General features: G+C 68.0%; 17 protein-coding genes. 7 read left to right on the plus strand and 10 right to left on the minus strand.

Annotated features, from left to right (window positions below; genetic code table 11):
* The coding region (locus tag ACZ3HV_RS22320) for a serine hydrolase domain-containing protein (protein ID WP_465686897.1) at positions 1–1,064 on the minus strand (1,064 nt) is incomplete at its 3' end.
* An 81-nt stretch (positions 1,065–1,145) separates the two neighbouring features.
* Here ACZ3HV_RS22320 and ACZ3HV_RS22325 point away from each other — a divergent pair.
* Positions 1,146–1,727 carry a TetR/AcrR family transcriptional regulator gene (locus ACZ3HV_RS22325; RefSeq protein WP_465686898.1) on the plus strand — a complete coding sequence of 194 codons (582 nt, stop codon included), beginning with the start codon at positions 1,146–1,148 and terminating at the stop codon, positions 1,725–1,727.
* Here ACZ3HV_RS22325 and ACZ3HV_RS22330 read toward each other — a convergent pair.
* On the minus strand, positions 1,696–2,832 hold the full coding sequence (locus ACZ3HV_RS22330) for an MFS transporter (RefSeq protein ID WP_465686899.1): 1,137 nt from the start codon (positions 2,830–2,832) through the stop codon (positions 1,696–1,698). The two genes, ACZ3HV_RS22325 and ACZ3HV_RS22330, sit on opposite strands and share 32 nt — an antisense overlap.
* A gap of 23 nt (positions 2,833–2,855) precedes the next feature.
* Positions 2,856–4,157 carry a BNR-4 repeat-containing protein gene (locus tag ACZ3HV_RS22335; protein WP_465686900.1) on the minus strand — a complete coding sequence of 434 codons (1,302 nt, stop codon included), beginning with the start codon at positions 4,155–4,157 and terminating at the stop codon, positions 2,856–2,858.
* Positions 4,158–4,250: 93 nt separating this feature from the next.
* Here ACZ3HV_RS22335 and ACZ3HV_RS22340 point away from each other — a divergent pair, with 93 nt between their 5' ends.
* Positions 4,251–4,883, plus strand: coding sequence for a LysE family translocator (locus ACZ3HV_RS22340; protein WP_360380064.1), 633 nt, complete (start codon positions 4,251–4,253; stop codon positions 4,881–4,883).
* Here the strand turns inward: ACZ3HV_RS22340 and ACZ3HV_RS22345 are convergent.
* The 4 genes from ACZ3HV_RS22345 to ACZ3HV_RS22360 form a co-directional block, all read right to left on the minus strand.
* A complete protein-coding gene (locus ACZ3HV_RS22345) occupies positions 4,880–5,884 on the minus strand; it encodes a DUF2278 family protein (RefSeq protein WP_465686901.1) in 1,005 nt (334 codons plus the stop codon). The two genes, ACZ3HV_RS22340 and ACZ3HV_RS22345, sit on opposite strands and share 4 nt — an antisense overlap.
* Positions 5,885–5,894: 10 nt before the next feature.
* Positions 5,895–8,159, minus strand: a complete 2,265-nt coding sequence (locus ACZ3HV_RS22350; RefSeq protein ID WP_465686902.1) for a hypothetical protein — start codon at positions 8,157–8,159, stop codon at positions 5,895–5,897.
* On the minus strand, positions 8,159–11,239 hold the full coding sequence (locus ACZ3HV_RS22355) for a hypothetical protein (protein ID WP_465686903.1): 3,081 nt from the start codon (positions 11,237–11,239) through the stop codon (positions 8,159–8,161). Before ACZ3HV_RS22355 ends, ACZ3HV_RS22350 begins: the two co-directional genes overlap by 1 nt.
* Before the next feature lie 130 nt (positions 11,240–11,369).
* Positions 11,370–11,942 (minus strand): NADPH-dependent F420 reductase, encoded by a 573-nt coding sequence (locus ACZ3HV_RS22360; protein WP_465686904.1) that lies wholly within the window; start codon positions 11,940–11,942, stop codon positions 11,370–11,372.
* A 96-nt stretch (positions 11,943–12,038) separates the two neighbouring features.
* Between ACZ3HV_RS22360 and ACZ3HV_RS22365 the strand changes: the two genes are divergently transcribed.
* Entirely contained in the window at positions 12,039–12,521 is a 483-nt protein-coding gene (locus ACZ3HV_RS22365; RefSeq protein ID WP_360380052.1) for a MarR family winged helix-turn-helix transcriptional regulator, read from the plus strand.
* A 56-nt stretch (positions 12,522–12,577) separates the two neighbouring features.
* Here the strand turns inward: ACZ3HV_RS22365 and ACZ3HV_RS22370 are convergent, their stop codons facing one another.
* Positions 12,578–13,336, minus strand: a complete 759-nt coding sequence (locus tag ACZ3HV_RS22370; RefSeq protein WP_465686905.1) for an SDR family oxidoreductase — start codon at positions 13,334–13,336, stop codon at positions 12,578–12,580.
* Between the two features lie 124 nt (positions 13,337–13,460).
* On the opposite strand from ACZ3HV_RS22370, the gene ACZ3HV_RS22375 reads away from it, so the two are divergent.
* A complete protein-coding gene (locus ACZ3HV_RS22375) occupies positions 13,461–14,237 on the plus strand; it encodes an inositol monophosphatase family protein (protein WP_465686906.1) in 777 nt (258 codons plus the stop codon).
* A gap of 5 nt (positions 14,238–14,242) precedes the next feature.
* Here ACZ3HV_RS22375 and ACZ3HV_RS22380 read toward each other — a convergent pair whose 3' ends face one another.
* On the minus strand, positions 14,243–14,683 hold the full coding sequence (locus ACZ3HV_RS22380) for an SRPBCC family protein (RefSeq protein ID WP_465686907.1): 441 nt from the start codon (positions 14,681–14,683) through the stop codon (positions 14,243–14,245).
* A 191-nt stretch (positions 14,684–14,874) separates the two neighbouring features.
* Between ACZ3HV_RS22380 and ACZ3HV_RS22385 the strand changes: the two genes are divergently transcribed.
* Positions 14,875–15,693, plus strand: coding sequence for an LLM class flavin-dependent oxidoreductase (locus ACZ3HV_RS22385; protein WP_465686908.1), 819 nt, complete (start codon positions 14,875–14,877; stop codon positions 15,691–15,693).
* A gap of 163 nt (positions 15,694–15,856) precedes the next feature.
* Complete coding sequence (locus ACZ3HV_RS22390; protein WP_465686909.1) at positions 15,857–16,438, plus strand: GNAT family N-acetyltransferase; 582 nt, start codon at positions 15,857–15,859, stop codon at positions 16,436–16,438.
* A 292-nt stretch (positions 16,439–16,730) separates the two neighbouring features.
* Here ACZ3HV_RS22390 and ACZ3HV_RS22395 read toward each other — a convergent pair whose 3' ends face one another.
* Positions 16,731–17,231 carry a hypothetical protein gene (locus ACZ3HV_RS22395; RefSeq protein ID WP_465686910.1) on the minus strand — a complete coding sequence of 167 codons (501 nt, stop codon included), beginning with the start codon at positions 17,229–17,231 and terminating at the stop codon, positions 16,731–16,733.
* Here ACZ3HV_RS22395 and ACZ3HV_RS22400 point away from each other — a divergent pair.
* Complete coding sequence (locus tag ACZ3HV_RS22400; protein ID WP_465686911.1) at positions 17,209–17,376, plus strand: hypothetical protein; 168 nt, start codon at positions 17,209–17,211, stop codon at positions 17,374–17,376. The two genes, ACZ3HV_RS22395 and ACZ3HV_RS22400, sit on opposite strands and share 23 nt — an antisense overlap.
* The last annotated feature ends 126 nt before the right edge of the window (positions 17,377–17,502 follow it).

Consider the following 17,502-nt stretch of genomic DNA (forward strand, 5'->3'; position numbering starts at 1 on the left):
CCCGCAAGCGGGGGGAGGGGGGGTCTGCCGAACCAAACCCTCCCTTGGTTAGGGAGAGAGGAGGGGCCGTTTTCCCGCCCCGCCAGCGCCCTGGCCCGCGCCCCGCCCGCTCCCGGGTGACCGAAGGTGTCGACGGGATCGGTCTGGAGTTCGAAGCCGGCGCCGTACGCCAGCTCGCTCCCCCACGTCGGCTCGATGCCGCGCCGGATCTCCCGGCGTCCGAGCTCGACCGTCTCCGGGGTCAGGATGCGTACGCCGTCCACCTCGCCGACGAGTGACGCGTAGAACCGCGCCATCCCGCGAGCCGTCCCGAACCCGCCGACCGCGGCCAACCCGGCGGTGCGGTACTCGAAGCTGTTCCAGATCTTCTCGGCCCCCGGCACCCACAGCGGATTCGGCCGATGCAACTCCGTCCACGGTCCGTCGACGAGAACACCTTCCGGCGCGACCATCGTGGTCGCGCGCCAATGCAGCTCCTCAGGCAGGCCGATCCACACCTCCAGCTCGAGCGGTACGGCGTACTCCGCGGCGAAGAACTCACTCACAGTCCGGCCGTCCAGGCGTCGTACCAGCTCGTCGACGAGCCAGCCCCACGTGATCGCGTGGTACATGAACGCGGCCCCCGGATCCGCCGCCGGCGCCTGCGCGGCCAGGTGTGCGGCCATCACGTCATGGTCGAGGAGATCGGCGTACCCGGCCTCGACCCAGGGCAGCCGGGCCTGATGGGACAGCACCTCGGCGATCGTGATGCCGCCCTTGCCCTCGGCACCGAACGCCGGCCAGTAGCGGCTGAGCGGATCGTCGAGCGACACCTGGCCGCGCTGCACCAGCAGCAGTACGCACGCCGCCGCGAGGCCCTTGGTCCCGGAGAACATCAGCTGGACCGTGTCGCGATCCCAGGCCCGGCCGGTTTCCCGATCCGCCTGGCCGCCCCACAGGTCGACCACCAGCTGCCCCTGCTCGTAGGCCGCGAAGGCGGCGCCCAGCTCGGCGCGGTCGGTGAAGTTCCGCTCGAACGCCTCGGCCACGTCCTCGAATCCCGCTGCTGTCCAGCCGTTGATCATGACGGCGATAGTACCGATCGTTCTTATCTAGCGCCAGAGATAACACCGATCGGTATTCTGGTCGGCAGGAGGTGGTGCGGTATGCCGGTCAAGGCCGGAGAACGACTGGACCCGGAGGCGACGAAGGCCCGGATCCTCGCGGCGGCGACGGACGTGTTCATCCGGCGCGGCATCCACGCGGCCGGGATCAATGACGTGGTCGAGGCGGCCGGCGCGTCCAAACTCACCATCTACAAGAACTTCGGCTCCAAGGAGGGCCTGGTCGAGGCGGTTCTCATCGATCGCACCCAGCGGGTCCGTGCCTGGTACAACCACGCCGTCGAGCAAGCCGGCCCTGGCCGCGAACGGGTGCTGGCCGTCTTCGACCTGGTCGCGGGCTGGTACGCCGAAGCCGGGTTCCACGGCTGCGCGATGATGAACGCGGCCACCGAGGATCGCAGCCGGGACGGCGCGCCGCGGCGCCTCGCCCAGGAGCATCTCGCCTTCTACCGCGACCTGTTCCGCCGATTGCTGACCGAGGCCGGCTTCCGCGATCCCGAGACCACAGCCCGGCAACTGGTCGTCGTACTGGAAGGCGCGACGCTGATCAGTGCGATCGACCGGGATCCCGGGCTCGGCGCGGAGGCTCGCGTCATAGTGGAGACGCTGCTGGACGCGGCCTGAGGAACACGGCGCACACGACAACGCATACCGCCGCGAAGCCGGCCGCCACGAAGAACGCGGCCGCGAACCCGGCCTGCTCCGCGACGAGCCCGCCCAGCGGACCCGCCACCATCACACCGAGATCCCAGAACGACGTCATGACGCCCATCGACACCCCCGGACGTAGTCCCCGCACCCGATCCAGGGTCATCGACACACACGCCGGATAGACCAACGCCATGCCGCACCCGGCCAACGCGGTGAACACCAGCGCACTCACCGGACCGGTCGCGACCCCAAGACCGACCAGGGCGACGATCTCGAGCGCGACGGTCCACACCGCGACCGTGCGACCGCCGTACCGATCGACCAGCGGACTGCCCGCGAACCGCACCACCAGGAAGGCCGCCGCGAACACCGTGAGCGCGACGTGGTCGACCGCGATGTCGTCGGCCCGCAGGCGCAGGACCAGCAACGCCGCGACCGTGCCGTAGCAGTACGCCGCCAGCCCGATGGTTGCTCCTGGCAACGGTACGCCGGCCGGCACCAGATCGCGGACCCGGCGGATCCGGACCAGCGGCTCGACCCGGCTCGCATCGGCGCGCGTTGTCGACACCAGGATCGCCGACGCGACGGCGAGCCCCACCACGACCCACCAGACCCGGTGGTCCCCCACCAGCGACGCGATCACCGGCCCAGCTGCCAGTCCGCCCCACATCGACAGCCCGAACCACCCCGCCAGCCGTCCGCGTTGCGACATCCGGGTCCCGGCCAGCACCCACGGCAGCGCGCCCGAGAACAACGCCGCCTCCCCCGCTCCCATCACCAGCCGGGCCGCCAGCAACACCACCAGGTCCGGCGCCACCATTTGCCCAAGGCCACCAACAGCCGCCAGAACTCCCCCGGCCAGTACGACGGGACGCGACCACCCCGCATCCGCCAGCCACCCCGCGAACGGACGCGCACACGCAGTCGCCAGGAAGGCGATCCCCACCGCGGTCCCACTCTCCAGCGCACCCCCGCCGAACTTCTCCGGCACGTACGTCGGCAAGGCCTGCAACGTCGCCCCGAACGCGAGGTATCCGCACAGCACCGCGACCCACAACCGCCGTACCGGAACATCCATGGACGAGATGGTACCGCTTGGTACTATCCCTGTCTCGGAGTGTCCCGCAGCACGATCTCGCAGTCGTAGTGCTGGGACGCGGTCATATCGCCGCGGAACCAGAGCAGCGGGACGCGCGCGGGATCACCGGGCGCGACGATCGGGCGCAGGTTGTCGGTCTCGGAGTCCTCCGTCACCGGTGTCCACGTCCAGGTTGCACCCGCGTCCGCCGTACGGGCGTGGAAGATCTCGTGGTGCGCCAGCGCGGTCCCGTCGCGGGGGTCGACCGGCGTGGAGACGTAGAGCGAGTCCAGGTCGTACGGATCGATCGCGACGAGCCCGGTGTAGTCGTTCTCGTGGATCAGCAGACCCGCTCCGGCCTTGGCCAGTTGATGGACCTGCCACTTGCCGCCGGGAGCGAGGCGACCGTAGAAGAAGCGGTGATCCAGCACCGGATGCTGCCGCGCGAACGCATCCGCGGGATTCTCCGGAGTGTCATGGCGAGCCAGCAGGACAGCCGCCAGCGACCCGTCCGCTCCGCGCCGGATGTCGATCGTCCAGCAGTGCGTCATCGGCTCGCCGTCCCACTTCGACCCGGCCGCGAGCACAGTGGTCAGCTCCACCTGCGACGGCGCTTCGCCGTCGAGCGCGACCGGGTCGACCACGGTTCCGTCTGTTCGGTGCAGCGCGCCGGCCTCGAGGTAGCCGTGGTAGATCGAGTTGTCGTAGTCGCGCGGATGGTGATCCGTCGTCACCAGGTCGACGCGAGTCGGCGTCGAGACGTACCGCGTGTAGCCGTTGACGTAGCCGACCTTCGGCCGGGTGAACAGCTTGCCCGCATAGGTCCAGGTGTCGCCCTCGTCGTCGGAGACCAGCGCGCACGGGTCGTCGTTGAGTGCACGCGCGAAGCAGTACAGCCGTCCGTCCAGCTCATGCAGGTTCGAGTATGTGACTCCGCGACCGCCGGTGAACTCGCTCCAGTCGAACGTCTGCTCCGGCCCCCACGTCCGCGGATCACCAGGCTCGCTCACCCGCCACCGCGTCAGGTCGTCGGTCTTGTGCTTCGTGTACACCGCCAGCCAGCGGCCATCCCGACGACGCCACAACGCGGGCACATCGTGGTCGTCCGCCTCGAACCGCTCATGCAGTACGACGACCTCACTCGAACCGGACCGCAGATCGACGACGGTCAGCTCGACATTGCCGGCCCGCTCGGCTCCCCCGGCACCTTCCGGGGCCGCGATCGACCCGACCACCAGCAACTGGCCGACCGGATCCACCACCGCCCGCTCGTCCTGGAACCAGCACCACGCACCGTTGTCATTGATCACCCGAGGCAGGCTCATGGGCCGACAGTTTGTCAGACAACCACACCTGCCTGGCAAGCGCTTGCCAGCATGTGGTCAGATCCTGTCGGTGGTGCGTGAAAGACTCGCGGCATGCTGATCGACCAGCACCTTCTGCTCGCCTTCCTGCTGACGACGACGATCGCGATGATCACGCCCGGTCCGGACATGCTGTTCATCCTCGGCTGCGGGATGCGCAGCGGACCGCGAGCCGGTCTGCTCGCGACAGCCGGCGTTGCCACCAGTGAGGCTGTGCATGTGGCGCTCGCAGCGGCCGGGCTGGTCGCGCTGTTCGCGGCGGTGCCGGTGGCCTTCACCGCCGTCCGGATCGTCGGCGCCGCGTACCTGATCTACCTCGGTGTGCAGATGATCCGGCACCGGAACGACGCCGTCGACGACGCACCCTCCGCCGGCGCCGCGATGTCCGGGCGAAGGGCGTATCTGGCCGGCCTGACCACGAACCTGCTGAACCCGAAGATGGTGACCTTCACGATCGCGTTCCTGCCGCAGTTCGTCGATCCCCAGCGCGGTCAGGTCTGGCTGCAGTTCGTTGTCCTCGGCGCCATCCTGATCGTGCTCGAGTTCCTCGTCGACGGGACGGTCGGGCTGCTCTCCGGCCGGATCGGTAGCTGGCTGCGCACCCGTCGTACGGCGCGACGCAACATCGACACCGCCACGGGCGGCATCTTCATCGGCCTCGGCGTCCGGCTGGCGCTGCTGCGCTAGAACACGACGGTCCAGCCGGAGCGTTGGGCTTGCTCGGCGGTGTAGGCGACGCCGTGCACCTTCAACCCGGCGTTGTCGAGGAGAGTGATCTCGCCACCTTTGTTGCCCAACTGGACGGTCGGCGGGAGGTGGATCAACAGCGTCGCACCGGGCTCGAGGACACCTGCTGGGATCGGGCCGACATGCAACGCGCGATCGACCACGTGCCAGCCGGTCAGGTCGACCGGATCGGGTGACGCGTTGAGCACGGTGATCGTCTCGGCTTCCGGCGCGGGGCCGACCGGGTTGATCAACGCGGCGACGATCCGTACGGCCTCGGCACCGAACTCCTCGACCGGTGCGTCGACGATGGTGTGGCCGGTCTTGTCGTCGGTGTGCCACGACTGACTCTGGAACGCCAGGAAGATCCCCACCCAGCGTTGCTGGTCCGGCAACCCGATGATCAGCGCGCCGTCCTGCCAGACCCCGTCGTCCTTGCGGAACGTGCCGACGTTCCCCTGGTTCATGTGGATGTCGTGCACGCCGTTGCCGGGCCGGAACCCGAAGATCTTGTCCGGTACGCCGTCCTCCGGCCCCCACCGCTCACCGAACGCGTACACCACCGCGGCCGGCTCCCGGATCGCCCGCTGCACCTGGTCGTCGAGCAGGTCGCCGAGATCGTTGCCTGGTCCCTGCACATCGGCGGGCAGCGGCCGCAACAACGTGCGATCGAACAGCGTCTGCCGCACATAGTCCAGGTTCACTCCGGCCGGTCCGGTGTCGAGCCGATGCCACCCCGGCGCGAGCCCGGTCAGCTGTGCGGTGACCGGATGCCGGAAGTCCTCGTCGACCCGGTACAGCAGCTCCGACGGGTACTCCTGCGACTTCACGTTCACCGCGATCCGGTAGTTCGTCCCGTCCGGTTCCACCAGCTGGATCTGGTAGTGCGGGGTGTCCGATCCACTCTCCCGGCGTGCGCCGACCGCTCGGCCGACCAGTACGCCGTACGACTTCAACGGCATGGCTCCTCCATCACGGGTACCGATAGTTCGACAGCTCGCTTTCGAGCCGCCGGTAACGCTCTTCCAGGTCCGCACGCTTGGACTGCTTCGGTTTCGGCTGCTTCGGTTCCGGTTGGGCGCCGACCGGCCGCAGCGACCCCTCGACGAGCCGCGCGAACTCGGGCAGGTCGGCGTACCGCGGGATCTGCTGTTTGGCGGCGTACATCGCCAAGGCACGACGCTCCCAGCCACCATTGGAGGGCGGGAACCGGATGAGGTGATGCAGCACCTCCTCCCACGCCAGCCTGCGATCGGCCTTCGGTAGGGCGACCTGCTGCAGGAGGATCGTGCACACGCTGGACGATGCGACGCTCGCGAGCACCCGCGCGTCCTCGAAGAACGGCACCGAGGTCAGCGTGTCCTTCGACATCAGCGAGTGCGACCCGACGATCTCGTTGAAGGCGCCGTTGTCGGAGGCCTGCCCGAACACGGAGTCGGCCTTCTTGTTCAGCGCCGCGGTCGCCGCGTCGCCCTCGTCCAGCAGAACCTGGAGATCCTGTACGGCGAAGCGCATCAGGAACCCGCCTGCGCCGGGCGCCGCGGTCGGTAGCTGCTCGGCCTTGTGGTCGATCGCGAACGCGGCGAGTAGTGCTTGGCGGCCGCGCTCGTTCAGATGACCGCGTTCGTGGAGGTAGCGCACGAACTGGTCGTAGTTGCTCTCGGTCCGGCCGTCGTCCCGCTTCCGCGGTTCGAGGGCGGCAGCGTGGCGTTCGAGTTGGAGATCCACCTCGGTCTTGTCGCCCTTGCGCTCCGGCTTCGCCGCGCCCGCCACGAGCGGCCAGTGCTCGGGGGCCACGTTGGCGGCCAGCCTGCGACGCTCGTCCTCGCTGAGGAGGGTCAGAATCAACGGGACCCACTCCCGGAGTTTGTGGGTGGCGCCGGCGACGACCAGAGGTTTCGCCAACGTGCCAAGGGATTCCAGGTTGAACTGCGCGAGCGCGTCCTTGATCGGAGTCGGCAGTTCACCGGGTTCACCGGTGGTCTTGTGTTCGAGATTCTCCAGCGCGTGCAGCAAGGTGTGCGCTGTGTCCTGCGCCGACGGGAATGCCGGGTAGGCGTGCCGCAGACCAGGGGTCGACATCCGGCTGGTGCTCAGCCGACCAGCGCTCTGCGTCTTCGTGCCCGCGTCGTACGCCGGGAAGCGCAGGCGACGGTAGAGCTTGCGCTGCAACCGTAGCCGCTCGGTCGCGTCCGCGGCGACGAACTCGGGACGGCGCTTGGCGACGTCGGCCACGAACCGCTTGAGGAAGTCTTCGTCGCTCTCACCGTCGAGCTGGGCGGGCCGGGAGCCACGCAGCTCCACCAGCTCGACCACGTTGGAATGAAAGAACCAGTCCTCGACGCCGTGGAGCAGTTTGCCGAGCCGGACGAGCAGCCGCTGCCGACCCGCGGAGTCCTCGCGTTTCAAGGCCCGCCAGTCGTCCTCGAGCCCGGCCAGCCCTTCGGCCAGGTAGGTGACGTAGTGGGCATCCACCGCGTTCATCACCCCGACGTCGCCGTCCTTCAGGTTCGCCTGCCGACGGCTCGGCTGGTAGAGCGGCTTCGAGGGTCGCTTGCTCGCGTCCCATACGTACGGCGGCTGGTCGGTGTGCTCATGCGGGTAGTACTGCGTGAAGAACTCGTCGTACACCTCATCGACCCGGTTGGCGGGGATCGGCTTGATCGTGCCCCAGGTGCCGTCCGAACGCTTTTGTACGTCCTGAGCAAACAGGAAGTGGGTCGCCCCTTCGATGAACAGCCGGAAGAACTCGCCCAGATAGCCGTAGTGCTTCGCGTCATTGGCGGCTGCCCGATCGATCGGCGTACCGAGCAGGGTGTCGATCCAGGTGTCGGCACCGGCCAGGTCGGCGTACGTGTCCGAGGGCAGCAGGGCGAGGATGCCGCCGATCGCGGCCACTCCGATCCCGGCGCCCTCGATCACGTCGGCCGCCGTACCCGACGTCAAGCTCTTGAGGTACTGCGACGCCGCGAGCGCGGCACCGGCGCCCAGAGCCGCCAGGCCGCGCAGCAGTTGGGTCTGATCCTTCGTCTGCGGGATGACGAAGTCCCGCCAGATCCGTTGCTTGGCGAAGATGTACGTGACCGGGTCGCGGAACTGGGAGACGTCGGTCAGATAGTTGCCGAGCTCGAGATAGGTCAGGTCGTCCGCGGTCAGCCGGGCGCCGCCGAGGACCGCAGCCGGGACGGTCTCCCTGGTGAACAGGAAGATGTCCCGATGCCTGGAGATGTCGCCCATCAGGCCTCGACCCAGTCGCCGTCCTCGTTCTGCTCCCAGACCGGCAACGCGTCGTCGGCGCGGAGCTTGACCAGGTTGGTCGGCACGCGGACGATCCACGACTCACCCTGCGGTACCTCGTCACCGGGCCGGTCGAGCCGCTCGGCGAGCTCGTCGGCGATCGGCAGGTACAGCGGGCTGGAGATCGTCGGCAGCGGGCCGCCGTTCCAGATCTCGCCGAAGGTGAGGAAGTGGTCGATCGCCCCCTCGAAGCCGGGCCGGGCCGGCACGCTCACCCGGCAGAAGCCGGCCTGCAGGAAGTCCACGAACGCCGGATCGGGATCGTCGTACCCGAGCCGTTCGTCCCACTGGTTCTTGCTGCCCCAGAAGTACGGGTAGCTGACCCAGGTGATGTGCTCCCACTCGAAGGCCTGCTCGAAGAAGCGCACGTACGCGCCTTCGGCGGCCGCCTCGGGTACGTCGATCTGCGGCAGACCGTTGACCGGTGAGTCGACGACCGCGTCGAACAGGTCGAAATGCTGGTCGGTGAGGATGCTGAGACAGTTCTTCTGCAGCTCCCGGCGGATCGTGATCTGGTTCGTCCCCGGGTTGCGGCCGCGGATCGCGACGCCCGCCTGGAGCTTGAGCTGGGCGAGCTTCTCCTCGTAGTCCGACACCTGCGCGTTGTGCGCGGCAAGCAGTTTCGCGTAGGTCTCCAGCCGCCACTTGTCCAGCGCCCGGTCGGTCCGCTGGCACTTCACCTCGATCGCGACCGCGACCTGCGAGACGTGGAAGCTGTCGATCGCGAGCGGGATCGAGTCGCGCTCGTCGTCCAGCGGTGTCGTGAACAGCCACTGGCCGTTGCCCATCCGCTGGGTCCGGCGCCCGAGGACGACATCCACGCTGAAGTCGGCCTCCCAGATGTTGCAGACCATGCCGACGCTGCCGAACACCGCGCGGTAGCCGTCGTCGATGGTGATCTGGGCGGAGTGGTTGTAGTTGGTCTTGCTGTCCCCGCCACCGCCCTTGAAGTCGGCGGACTTGGTGCGGAAGAGCTCCGGCGGCGGCGCGACGTCGGTGGCTCCGCAGACCTTGACCCAGTACGCGTAGTTGCTCTCGGTCAGCTGGGCCGGGGTGAGCGTGAAGTCCGGCGGCTTGGTCAGCGTGAGTGCGCTGTTCTGCGCCGACTCCATCGCCGCGATCAGGAACGCCGCGGGCTCGGGGACCATGAAGTCGAACATCATCCGCAAGCCGTAGTTGAACATCTGGGCCTGGTAGACCTTGTTCACCCACTGGTAGACGCCGGAGATGTGCCCGGTGCCGGTCGTGTTGTCGAGCGTGTGGACGTTCTTCTCGATGGTCTCGGTCAGGGTGCGGATCGTCGTACGGTTCAGCACGCGCTGGGCGATCTTGCGCGAGGTCCGCTCGGTCACGTCCTGGGAGAACGTCGTCGCCGACTTGGTCGCCTCTTCCTTGGAGCGGGAGAACGAACCCTCCGCGCTGGCGGCGAACTCGACGGTCGGGCCGTAGCTGCCGGAGATGCTCAGGCCGGCCTTGAGCGCGACGTCTTCCTTGATCGTCTCGCTCGCCTCCCGGGTCATCTCGAACCGGTCGGTCGTCTCCAGCTCGTGCTCGTCGGTCGTGCTCGTCTCGGTCTCGAAGACCGTGATCGTCTCGCTCTCCTCGCGGCGGGTGTGCTCACGCGACTTCAGCTCACCCTTGAGCACGTTCTCGATATGCGCGACGTCGACGGCCTCGTAGCCGGTCAGCTGCTGCTTGACCAGCAACAGATCCGCGACCCCGGCCGGCGCCACGGCACCCTTGGTCTGCGGCACGCTTCCGCTCATCGGCAACGGCGGGAAGCCGAGGACCCCGCCGGTTCCGAGCACACCCCACCCGGTGGTGACGGGTGTCGTGACCGAGATCAGTGCGTCGCCGAACCGGACGAACGAGCGCTTCTCGGGATGCCCTGCGACGAGCTCGAGCTCGCTCACGGTCGTCGCCAGGTCGGCCTGCAGCCGCTGGGTGATCTTGTCCAGTGGCGTCGTACCGAGGTCGACGCCGCGCTTCTTCAGTACGGCCTGCGTCGTCTTCGACAACCGGTCGGCCGCAGTGGGCTTGAGCACGAACCCAAGCTCGGCGAGTGCGACCGGCGTGAACCCCGCGCGAGCGGACAGCACCACATCCGGTGCTGCCACGAGAGTCTGCGCGAGTTCGGCGTACGGTGTGCTGATCTGCAGCGCCCCAGCTCTCTCATCGGGCTCGCCTCCATTTTCCAACTCGCGGCCCACCTGGCCCTTCAGGTGCTGCGCGCGGAGCACTTGGGTGTACGTCGCCGCGCTGCTCACCGCATTCGTCAGGACCGTCACGTCCGGCGCGGTGGTGTGTTCGCTCGCGACGAGCTCGGTGGCGCGGAAGTGAATGGATTCGAGCCCTGCCAGTTCGGAGACCGCGCCACGCAGCGCCTCGTGTTCGGTGAGTAGCTCGTCGACGCGCTTGCGGCGGTCGTCGAGGAGTTTCTGGCGCTGTTCCTCCAGCTCCTTCTGCGCGTCGCTGGTCGACAGCCGGGACTTCAGCTCGAGCTCGACCGGGAGTCGCAGCGAACGGCGCCGGCGGCGGGCGGTCATACCCGGGGTGTGCTCGGCCGCGACATCCGCGATCAGTTCGGCGGTGCGCAGCTGCCGGGTGAGCCGCTCGATCGGGCGGCTGTGCAGCTGCTGCAGCACCTTGATCGCGATCAGGCTGTCCCGCAGGCGCCGTACCGTCTCCTTGTACGCGTCGCCGTCCACCACGTCAGCCGCGGAGCTGCCGAACTCGTCCTCGATCGCGTTGGCGATCTCCTCCCACGACACGTCACCGGTGGCTTCGAGTGCGTCGATCCCGTCCGCGAGCTCGTCGAGCCGGCGGCCGAGTGGCGTGTCGCCGATCCCTGGTACGAAGTCGTCGGAGCCGGCGAACTCGGCCGACACCGCTTCGATTCCCTGGCGCCCACCCCCGGATGCCACGACTGCCCGCAGAGCGTCCTGATAGCCGGACTCCTGCTCGAGTTCGATCGACGGCTGCTCCGGGTCCTGTCCGACCGCGGGCCGCAGAAGCATCAAGCGAAAGAGATTCTCCATAACCTACGGAGACCCGGGAGGCCCGCCTAATACAACGGGTTCCCGGGTCAACGTTGTACCGCTCTGACGTCGTACTGCTTCAGACGTTGTCCTGCTTCAGACGTTGTGCTGCTCAGACCAGGCCGAAACCGCCGGTCCAGGCAACCTTCTCGCCGACGGCGAGGGTGAGCTGCAGGAAGCCGAGGGCCTCGAGCTCACGGGCGCGCTTCAGCGGTCCGGCGTCGACGGCGCGCAGGCCGCCCTTGCTGACGACGGCGGCCAGCAGGTCCTTGGCTTCGGCGTCGTCACCGGCGATCAGGACCGTGGTCGGCACCTCGCCGGCCTGTCCGGTCGCGACGGTGACGGCGAAGGTGGTGTTGAAGGCCTTGAGCACCTTGGACTCCGGCAGCTTCTCGGCGAGCTCGGCGGCGGCCGAACCGTCCGCGGGGACGACCAGGGAGTCGAAGGTCTCGAAGTTCAGCGGGTTCGTGATGTCGACCACGACCTTGCCGGCCAGCTGGTCGGCGCGCTCGGCCAGCACCTGAGCAAGTGCCGGATACGGCACCGCGAGTACGACCAGGTCGCCGGTGACAGGCCGGGCGGAGTCACCGGAGTCGAACAGCTCGACGGTGCTGCCACCCTGCTCCACGACGGCCGAGATCGCCTGGCCCATGTTGCCCTTGCCGATGATGCTGACGTGCGTCATGACTCTCTCCTGAACTGGAATAGTTGTACCTTCAACCATCACAATAGCACCAGATGGTTGTAGCTACAACCATCTGGTGCTGGCAGAATGGTCGGCATGACGACGCGATGGCTGGACGACGGCCAGATGACTGCTTGGGTGCGGCTGGCCGCCGTACTCGAGCTCCTGCCCGGGGTCCTCGACACCCAGTTGCGGCGGGACGCGGGCCTCACTCACTACGAGTACTACGTGATGGCGATGCTCTCCGAGGCGCCGAAGCGCACCCTGCGGATGACCGCGCTCGCCCAGCAGACGAACGCCACCCTCCCCCGGCTGTCCCACGTCGTGAAGCGCCTGGAGGACCGCGACCTGATCGAACGCTTCCCCTGCCCCGAGGACGCCCGGGCCACCAACGCCCGCCTCACCCCGACCGGCTGGAAGAAGATCCGCGCCACCGCCCCCGGCCACGTAGCCACCGTCCGCGAACACGTCATCGACGTCCTCACCCCCGAACAGATCTCCCAACTCGCCGAGATCACCGGCGCCATCCTCAAGTCCGTAGACCCCGACGGCAACCTAACCGCCGTCTACCGCCGCTAGCCCCGAGTCACCCCCACCCCGGCGGCCCACCACGCGAGCGTCCGCCCGCTCTCTCGTCAGAGCACGGAGAGCATGCCGCCGTCGACGTACAGCACCTGGCCGTTGACGAAGTCGGACGCCGGCGCGGACAAAAAGATCAGCGCGCCGATCAGGTCCTCCAGCTGACCCCACCGACCGGCCGGCGTGCGCTTGCGGACCCACGCGCTGAACTCTTCGTCCGCAACCAGCGCCTTGTTGAGCTCGGTGTCGAAGTACCCAGGCCCGAGACCGTTGACCTGGATCCCGGCCGGGCCGAGGTCCGCGCACATTCCCTTGGTGAGCATCTTCAGTCCGCCCTTGGTCGCGGCGTACGGCGCGATGCCCGGGCGCACGGTCTCACTCTGCACCGAGCAGATGTTGATGATCTTCCCGTGCCCGCGCGGAACCATCCGGCGGGCTACTTCGCGGCCCATCAGGAACGCGCTGGTGAGATTGGTCTCGATCAGTCGGTGCCAGTCCTCGTCGGTGAACTCGGTCAGCGGCGCCCGCCGCTGCATCCCGGCGTTGTTGACCAGGATGTCGATCGGCCCGACCTCATCCTCAATCGCTGCCACATTCGCCGCAACAGCCGCGGAGTCGGTGACATCGAACGCCCTCGTGAACGATCCGTCCAGCTCAGTCCGCGCTCGCTCGAGCGCCACCTCGTCGCGCCCGTTCAGTACGACGGTGCACCCGGCGGCATGCAGTCCCTCGGCCAGCGCCCGGCCGATACCCCGGCTGGATCCGGTGACGAGCGCCGTACGTCCAGAGATGTCGAAGAGACCGTCGACCTTCATACAGTCACCGCCACGGGGATCGGGATTCCCGTCGAGGATAGCCAGGACGTTGTCGACGGCAAGGTCCACCATCGCGGCCGGCTCGCCGGTGACTTCGGCGTACTGCGTGAGGTTGGATGGCCGTATGAGCGAACTGCGTGATGCCGAGGTGGCGATCGCGGCAGCCGAGGCCGGCGCCGCTGTGGTCCGGGATCGTTTCGGTGGCGTGCTGGAGCGGTACGCGAAGTCGGCGACCGATTTCGCCACCGAGGCGGACCTGGAGGCCGAACGCGCGATCCTCGCCGTCATCCAGGGCGAGCGTCCCGACGACGCCGTGATCGGCGAGGAGTACGGCGCCAGTGGTGAGGCGGCTCGCACCTGGTTGGTGGACCCGCTCTGCGGCACCCTCAACTTCGCGGCCCAGAACCCCTTGTTCTCCGTGAATGTCGCGCTGCAAAGCCCGACCGGGGACGTCGCCGCGGTCGCCCAGCCACTCACCGGCGAGATTTTCTGGACCGACGGAACCACGGTCGCCATCCGCAGCGACGGTGTCGACACCCCAGCCGTCTCGTCCGCGACCTCGCGAATGGTCAACATCGACATCGACGGACCGCCCGGGACGGAGTTCCTCGGCGCCCAACTGCTAACGGACGAGAAGATCCGCGAGGCCTTCGCGCTCCGGGTCTCGTCCACCACCCTCGCGCTCGCCTGGGCCGCTGTCGGGCGCCAAGCGGCGTACATCACCGACGGCACCCTCCGCGACAGCGTCCACTTCACCGCCGGCATCATCCTCTGCCGAGCGGCCGGTGCCACCGTCAGCGACTTCCGCGGCAACCCGCTCCACACCACCCCCGGCCTCGTCGCCGCCGCGGACTCCGAAACCCACCAGCATCTCCTCGACCTCATCGCCCTGCACGCCTAGCGAGCTCAGCGGGATTCGAGCAACGTCTTGAGCGTGGACAGATCCTTGGCGTTGGCGCGCCGCACCGCGGCCGACACCAACGGCGCGGCCATCCCGGCCAAACCTGACGGCTCGCCACGATTGCGCAGAGTCATCCGCGTCGCCGCGCCGACAACCGGCGCCCACTCGTAGGTGGTCTCCATCGGGAACGGCCCTTGCGCGGTCCGCATCACCAGCCGATGATGCGCATTCAACTCGGTGACCTCATAGGTATAGACGAGCCGCCGCCCCAGAAACCGCGCAACAAACTCCATCTGCGCCCCAACCACCACCGGCAACTCGCCCCGCCATCGAACCGACTCGATGTTCGCGTACCACTCCGGCGCATGAGACGGATCCGTCACATACTCGGCCACAACCACCACCGGCCGATCAATCACAACCTCCGTCAACACGTCAACGCCCATCGCCCCTCCTCCACTCGAAGGTACGCCGAGCCGTCGCCCGAAGCCGCGACTTCCCGGGCGAGCCCCACCCCAGCCACCGCTCCTCCCACGCGGCAACTTCCCCCAACCAGATCAGGCGAACCGCGCCCTAACCACCGGTCCGACCGCAAGGTGGGTGCCGTTCTGTCGGTGGGAGTGGGTAGGAAGGTGACATGAGATTCGGTGTGATACTTCCGGGCGGAACGGCAGTCGAGCAGCTCGAGCAGGCGGTGCTCGCCGAGGAGGCCGGCTGGGACGGCGTGTTCGTCTGGGAGGCGGCGTACGGCGTCGACGCGTGGAGCTTGCTGTCCGCCATCGCCGCCCGGACCGACCGGATCCGCCTGGGCACCATGCTGACCCCGCTCCCCTGGCGCCGACCGTGGAAGGTGGCGAGCCAGGTCGCGACCCTGGACCAGCTTTCCTCCGGCCGCGCGACCCTGGCGATCGGCCTCGGCGCCGTCGAGACCGACCTCCCACTCACCGGCGAGGAGCTCGACCTCCGCACCCGAGCAGCCATGATGGACGAGGGCATCGATCTCATCCGCGAACTCTGGGCCGGCCGCTCCACCTATCACGGCGAGCACTACAACTACACGTGCGCCCGCGACGACCTAGCCCAGGTAGGACGCCCGGTCCAAGAGCACATCCCGATCTGGGTAGTAGCCGCCTGGCCAAGACCCAAGTCAATGCGCCGAGTACTGCGCGTCGACGGCGTACTCCCCCAATACCCACCAGACCAAGACTCCCCCACCGAACTCCGCAACCTCCGCACCTGGCTCACCGACTACGGCGCCTCCCCCACCCTCGACATCATCGCCGAAGGCGAAACCCCCGCCGACAACCCAACCGCGGCCTCCACTCTCATCAAACCCTGGTCAGAAGCAGGCGCCACCTGGTGGCTGGAAACCCGCTGGCAAATGCCTCACCACTCCCCCGAACGCATGCACGAGGTCCGCGCCCGCCTCGCCGCCGGCCCCCCAACCAATCTCTGAGGAAGGTGTCGTGCATCGTCGTACCTCCAGGCTTGGTGGGCTGCACGACACGACACCTGCCGCGGATTGCTGCCGGCGTCGGACCCCCACCCGACCTCGCATGAGCTGTCTGGGGACTGACCGGGACACCCAGGGTTCTGTCTGTCCGCACTAACATCGCGGCATGCCTCTGCTCGTGGATCCGGCCTTGCCTCAGGGAACTTTGCGGGACGCCGCACAGCCGCGTCTGGCGACCAACGACGGACTGGTACTTCGGCCGTGGAAGGGGAGCGACGCCGCCATGGTGCGGACCGCGTTCGCCTGTCCTGACATTCAGCGCTGGCATGTCCGGCGACTCGACACTCTCGAGGAGGCAAGTGAGTGGGCCGGGCAGTGGGCTGACCGCTGGGACACCGAGACAGCGGCGAGCTGGGCGGTCGTCGATGGCGACGACCAGCCGCTCGGCCAGGTCGGACTGCGCAACATCTCTCTGGCCGAGGGCTCAGCCGGCCTGTCCTACTGGGTGACCCCGGCGGCCCGGGGCCATGCCATCGCCGCGAGATCAGTGGATGCCTTGTCCGCTTGGGCTTTCGGGCTGATCGGGTTCAACCGGCTGAACATCCAGCACTCCACCGCCAACACGGCTTCCTGCCGGGTCGCCGACCGTACCGGCTACAGGCTCGAGGGCACGCTACGGCAGGCGATCAAACACGCCGACGGCTGGCACAACTGGCACGTCCACGGCCGCCTGCACACCGACACCTAATCAGGAACCGCTCGGAACGAGCAGGCGGCACCAGGACTTGAGTGCAGATGTCAGGGGTTCACCGGAATCACGGTGGATCCCGACCAATTGCATGCCGGCGAGGACCTCGAGGGCCCGCGTCCAGCTGTGATCATCCGGCGCCTCGCGACCGACGGATCAGCAGCTACACGGTGCCCTGGATGCCGCGACGAGGCAACTGAATCGGCGAGCTGCCACGCGCGCAGGGCTGATCATGACGCAGCCTGCGACGCCGCCGCTTCACAGTCTGTGAGTCCAGTGTGGTGCGGCAGACCTAGCTCGCGTCGGGCGAAGTGGGCCAGCTCAGGAGGGCACCGATGAAGAAGCAGAGGGCGCCGAGCGCGGTGCACCAGTTTGCGGCGGCCAGGTCGAGTATCGAACCGGTGGATGGTACGACGAACGAGGCGAGAGCCGAGATCCCGAACAGCACGCATCCGAGCAGATTCACGGCGACCGTCGTATACGCCCGGTCCATCCGCCTCGGGAGGAGGCCCGGTCCGGCCGTGACTCGGTAGGCCAGCGCGCCGGACACCAGAAAGCATGCTGAGCCGAACACATCGGGCGTCCAGACCAGCCGGTTCTCCTGCTGCGTCGACAAGCTTTCTTGCATGGCGGAGAACGTGCTGAGGTTGAACAGAAGAGTGCCGACAAACTGAATCGCGGCACTCCACCAGGACGGGTCACGGCCCCAGCGATGCCCGCGGCGGACGGTTCCCTCCCGCAATTCCATGGCAGCGGCGAGGGTGAAGAAGATGGAGCCGACGAAGAAGACCACGCCGTCGGCCGCCGTACCCACCAGCTGGACGAACCCGGGGAACGGCCCGATGAAGAAACAGGCCGACCCGACCGCGAACCCCACGGCGATCGAGCGGTCCCAACCTATCCGGGTGGCCGGCCTCGGAACGGATACCAGCGCGTGACCTATCACGTGCACACCACCCCCACGCGCCGACCGTATGGCACACGCCGGGACGCGCTCTTCCCCCGGTGCGGATGAGCTCAGCACAGCCTCCTTGGAGCTCCACCGGCCCAGGCCGTCTGTCCGC

The sequence above is a fragment of the Kribbella sp. NPDC020701 genome (genome assembly GCF_055562215.1).

Coding starts and splice junctions, on each gene's coding strand:
- ACZ3HV_RS22325 (WP_465686898.1), top strand. CDS start 1,146: ATGCCGGTCAAGGCCGGAGAACGACTGGACCCGGAGGCGACGAAGGCC.
- ACZ3HV_RS22380 (WP_465686907.1), bottom strand. CDS start 14,683: ATGGGCGTTGACGTGTTGACGGAGGTTGTGATTGATCGGCCGGTGGTG.
- ACZ3HV_RS22365 (WP_360380052.1), top strand. CDS start 12,039: ATGACGACGCGATGGCTGGACGACGGCCAGATGACTGCTTGGGTGCGG.
- ACZ3HV_RS22385 (WP_465686908.1), top strand. CDS start 14,875: ATGAGATTCGGTGTGATACTTCCGGGCGGAACGGCAGTCGAGCAGCTC.
- ACZ3HV_RS22375 (WP_465686906.1), top strand. CDS start 13,461: ATGAGCGAACTGCGTGATGCCGAGGTGGCGATCGCGGCAGCCGAGGCC.
- ACZ3HV_RS22350 (WP_465686902.1), bottom strand. CDS start 8,159: ATGGGCGACATCTCCAGGCATCGGGACATCTTCCTGTTCACCAGGGAG.
- ACZ3HV_RS22370 (WP_465686905.1), bottom strand. CDS start 13,336: ATGAAGGTCGACGGTCTCTTCGACATCTCTGGACGTACGGCGCTCGTC.
- ACZ3HV_RS22335 (WP_465686900.1), bottom strand. CDS start 4,157: ATGAGCCTGCCTCGGGTGATCAATGACAACGGTGCGTGGTGCTGGTTC.
- ACZ3HV_RS22360 (WP_465686904.1), bottom strand. CDS start 11,942: ATGACGCACGTCAGCATCATCGGCAAGGGCAACATGGGCCAGGCGATC.
- ACZ3HV_RS22400 (WP_465686911.1), top strand. CDS start 17,209: ATGGAGCCGACGAAGAAGACCACGCCGTCGGCCGCCGTACCCACCAGC.
- ACZ3HV_RS22390 (WP_465686909.1), top strand. CDS start 15,857: ATGCCTCTGCTCGTGGATCCGGCCTTGCCTCAGGGAACTTTGCGGGAC.
- ACZ3HV_RS22330 (WP_465686899.1), bottom strand. CDS start 2,832: ATGGATGTTCCGGTACGGCGGTTGTGGGTCGCGGTGCTGTGCGGATAC.
- ACZ3HV_RS22340 (WP_360380064.1), top strand. CDS start 4,251: ATGCTGATCGACCAGCACCTTCTGCTCGCCTTCCTGCTGACGACGACG.
- ACZ3HV_RS22345 (WP_465686901.1), bottom strand. CDS start 5,884: ATGCCGTTGAAGTCGTACGGCGTACTGGTCGGCCGAGCGGTCGGCGCA.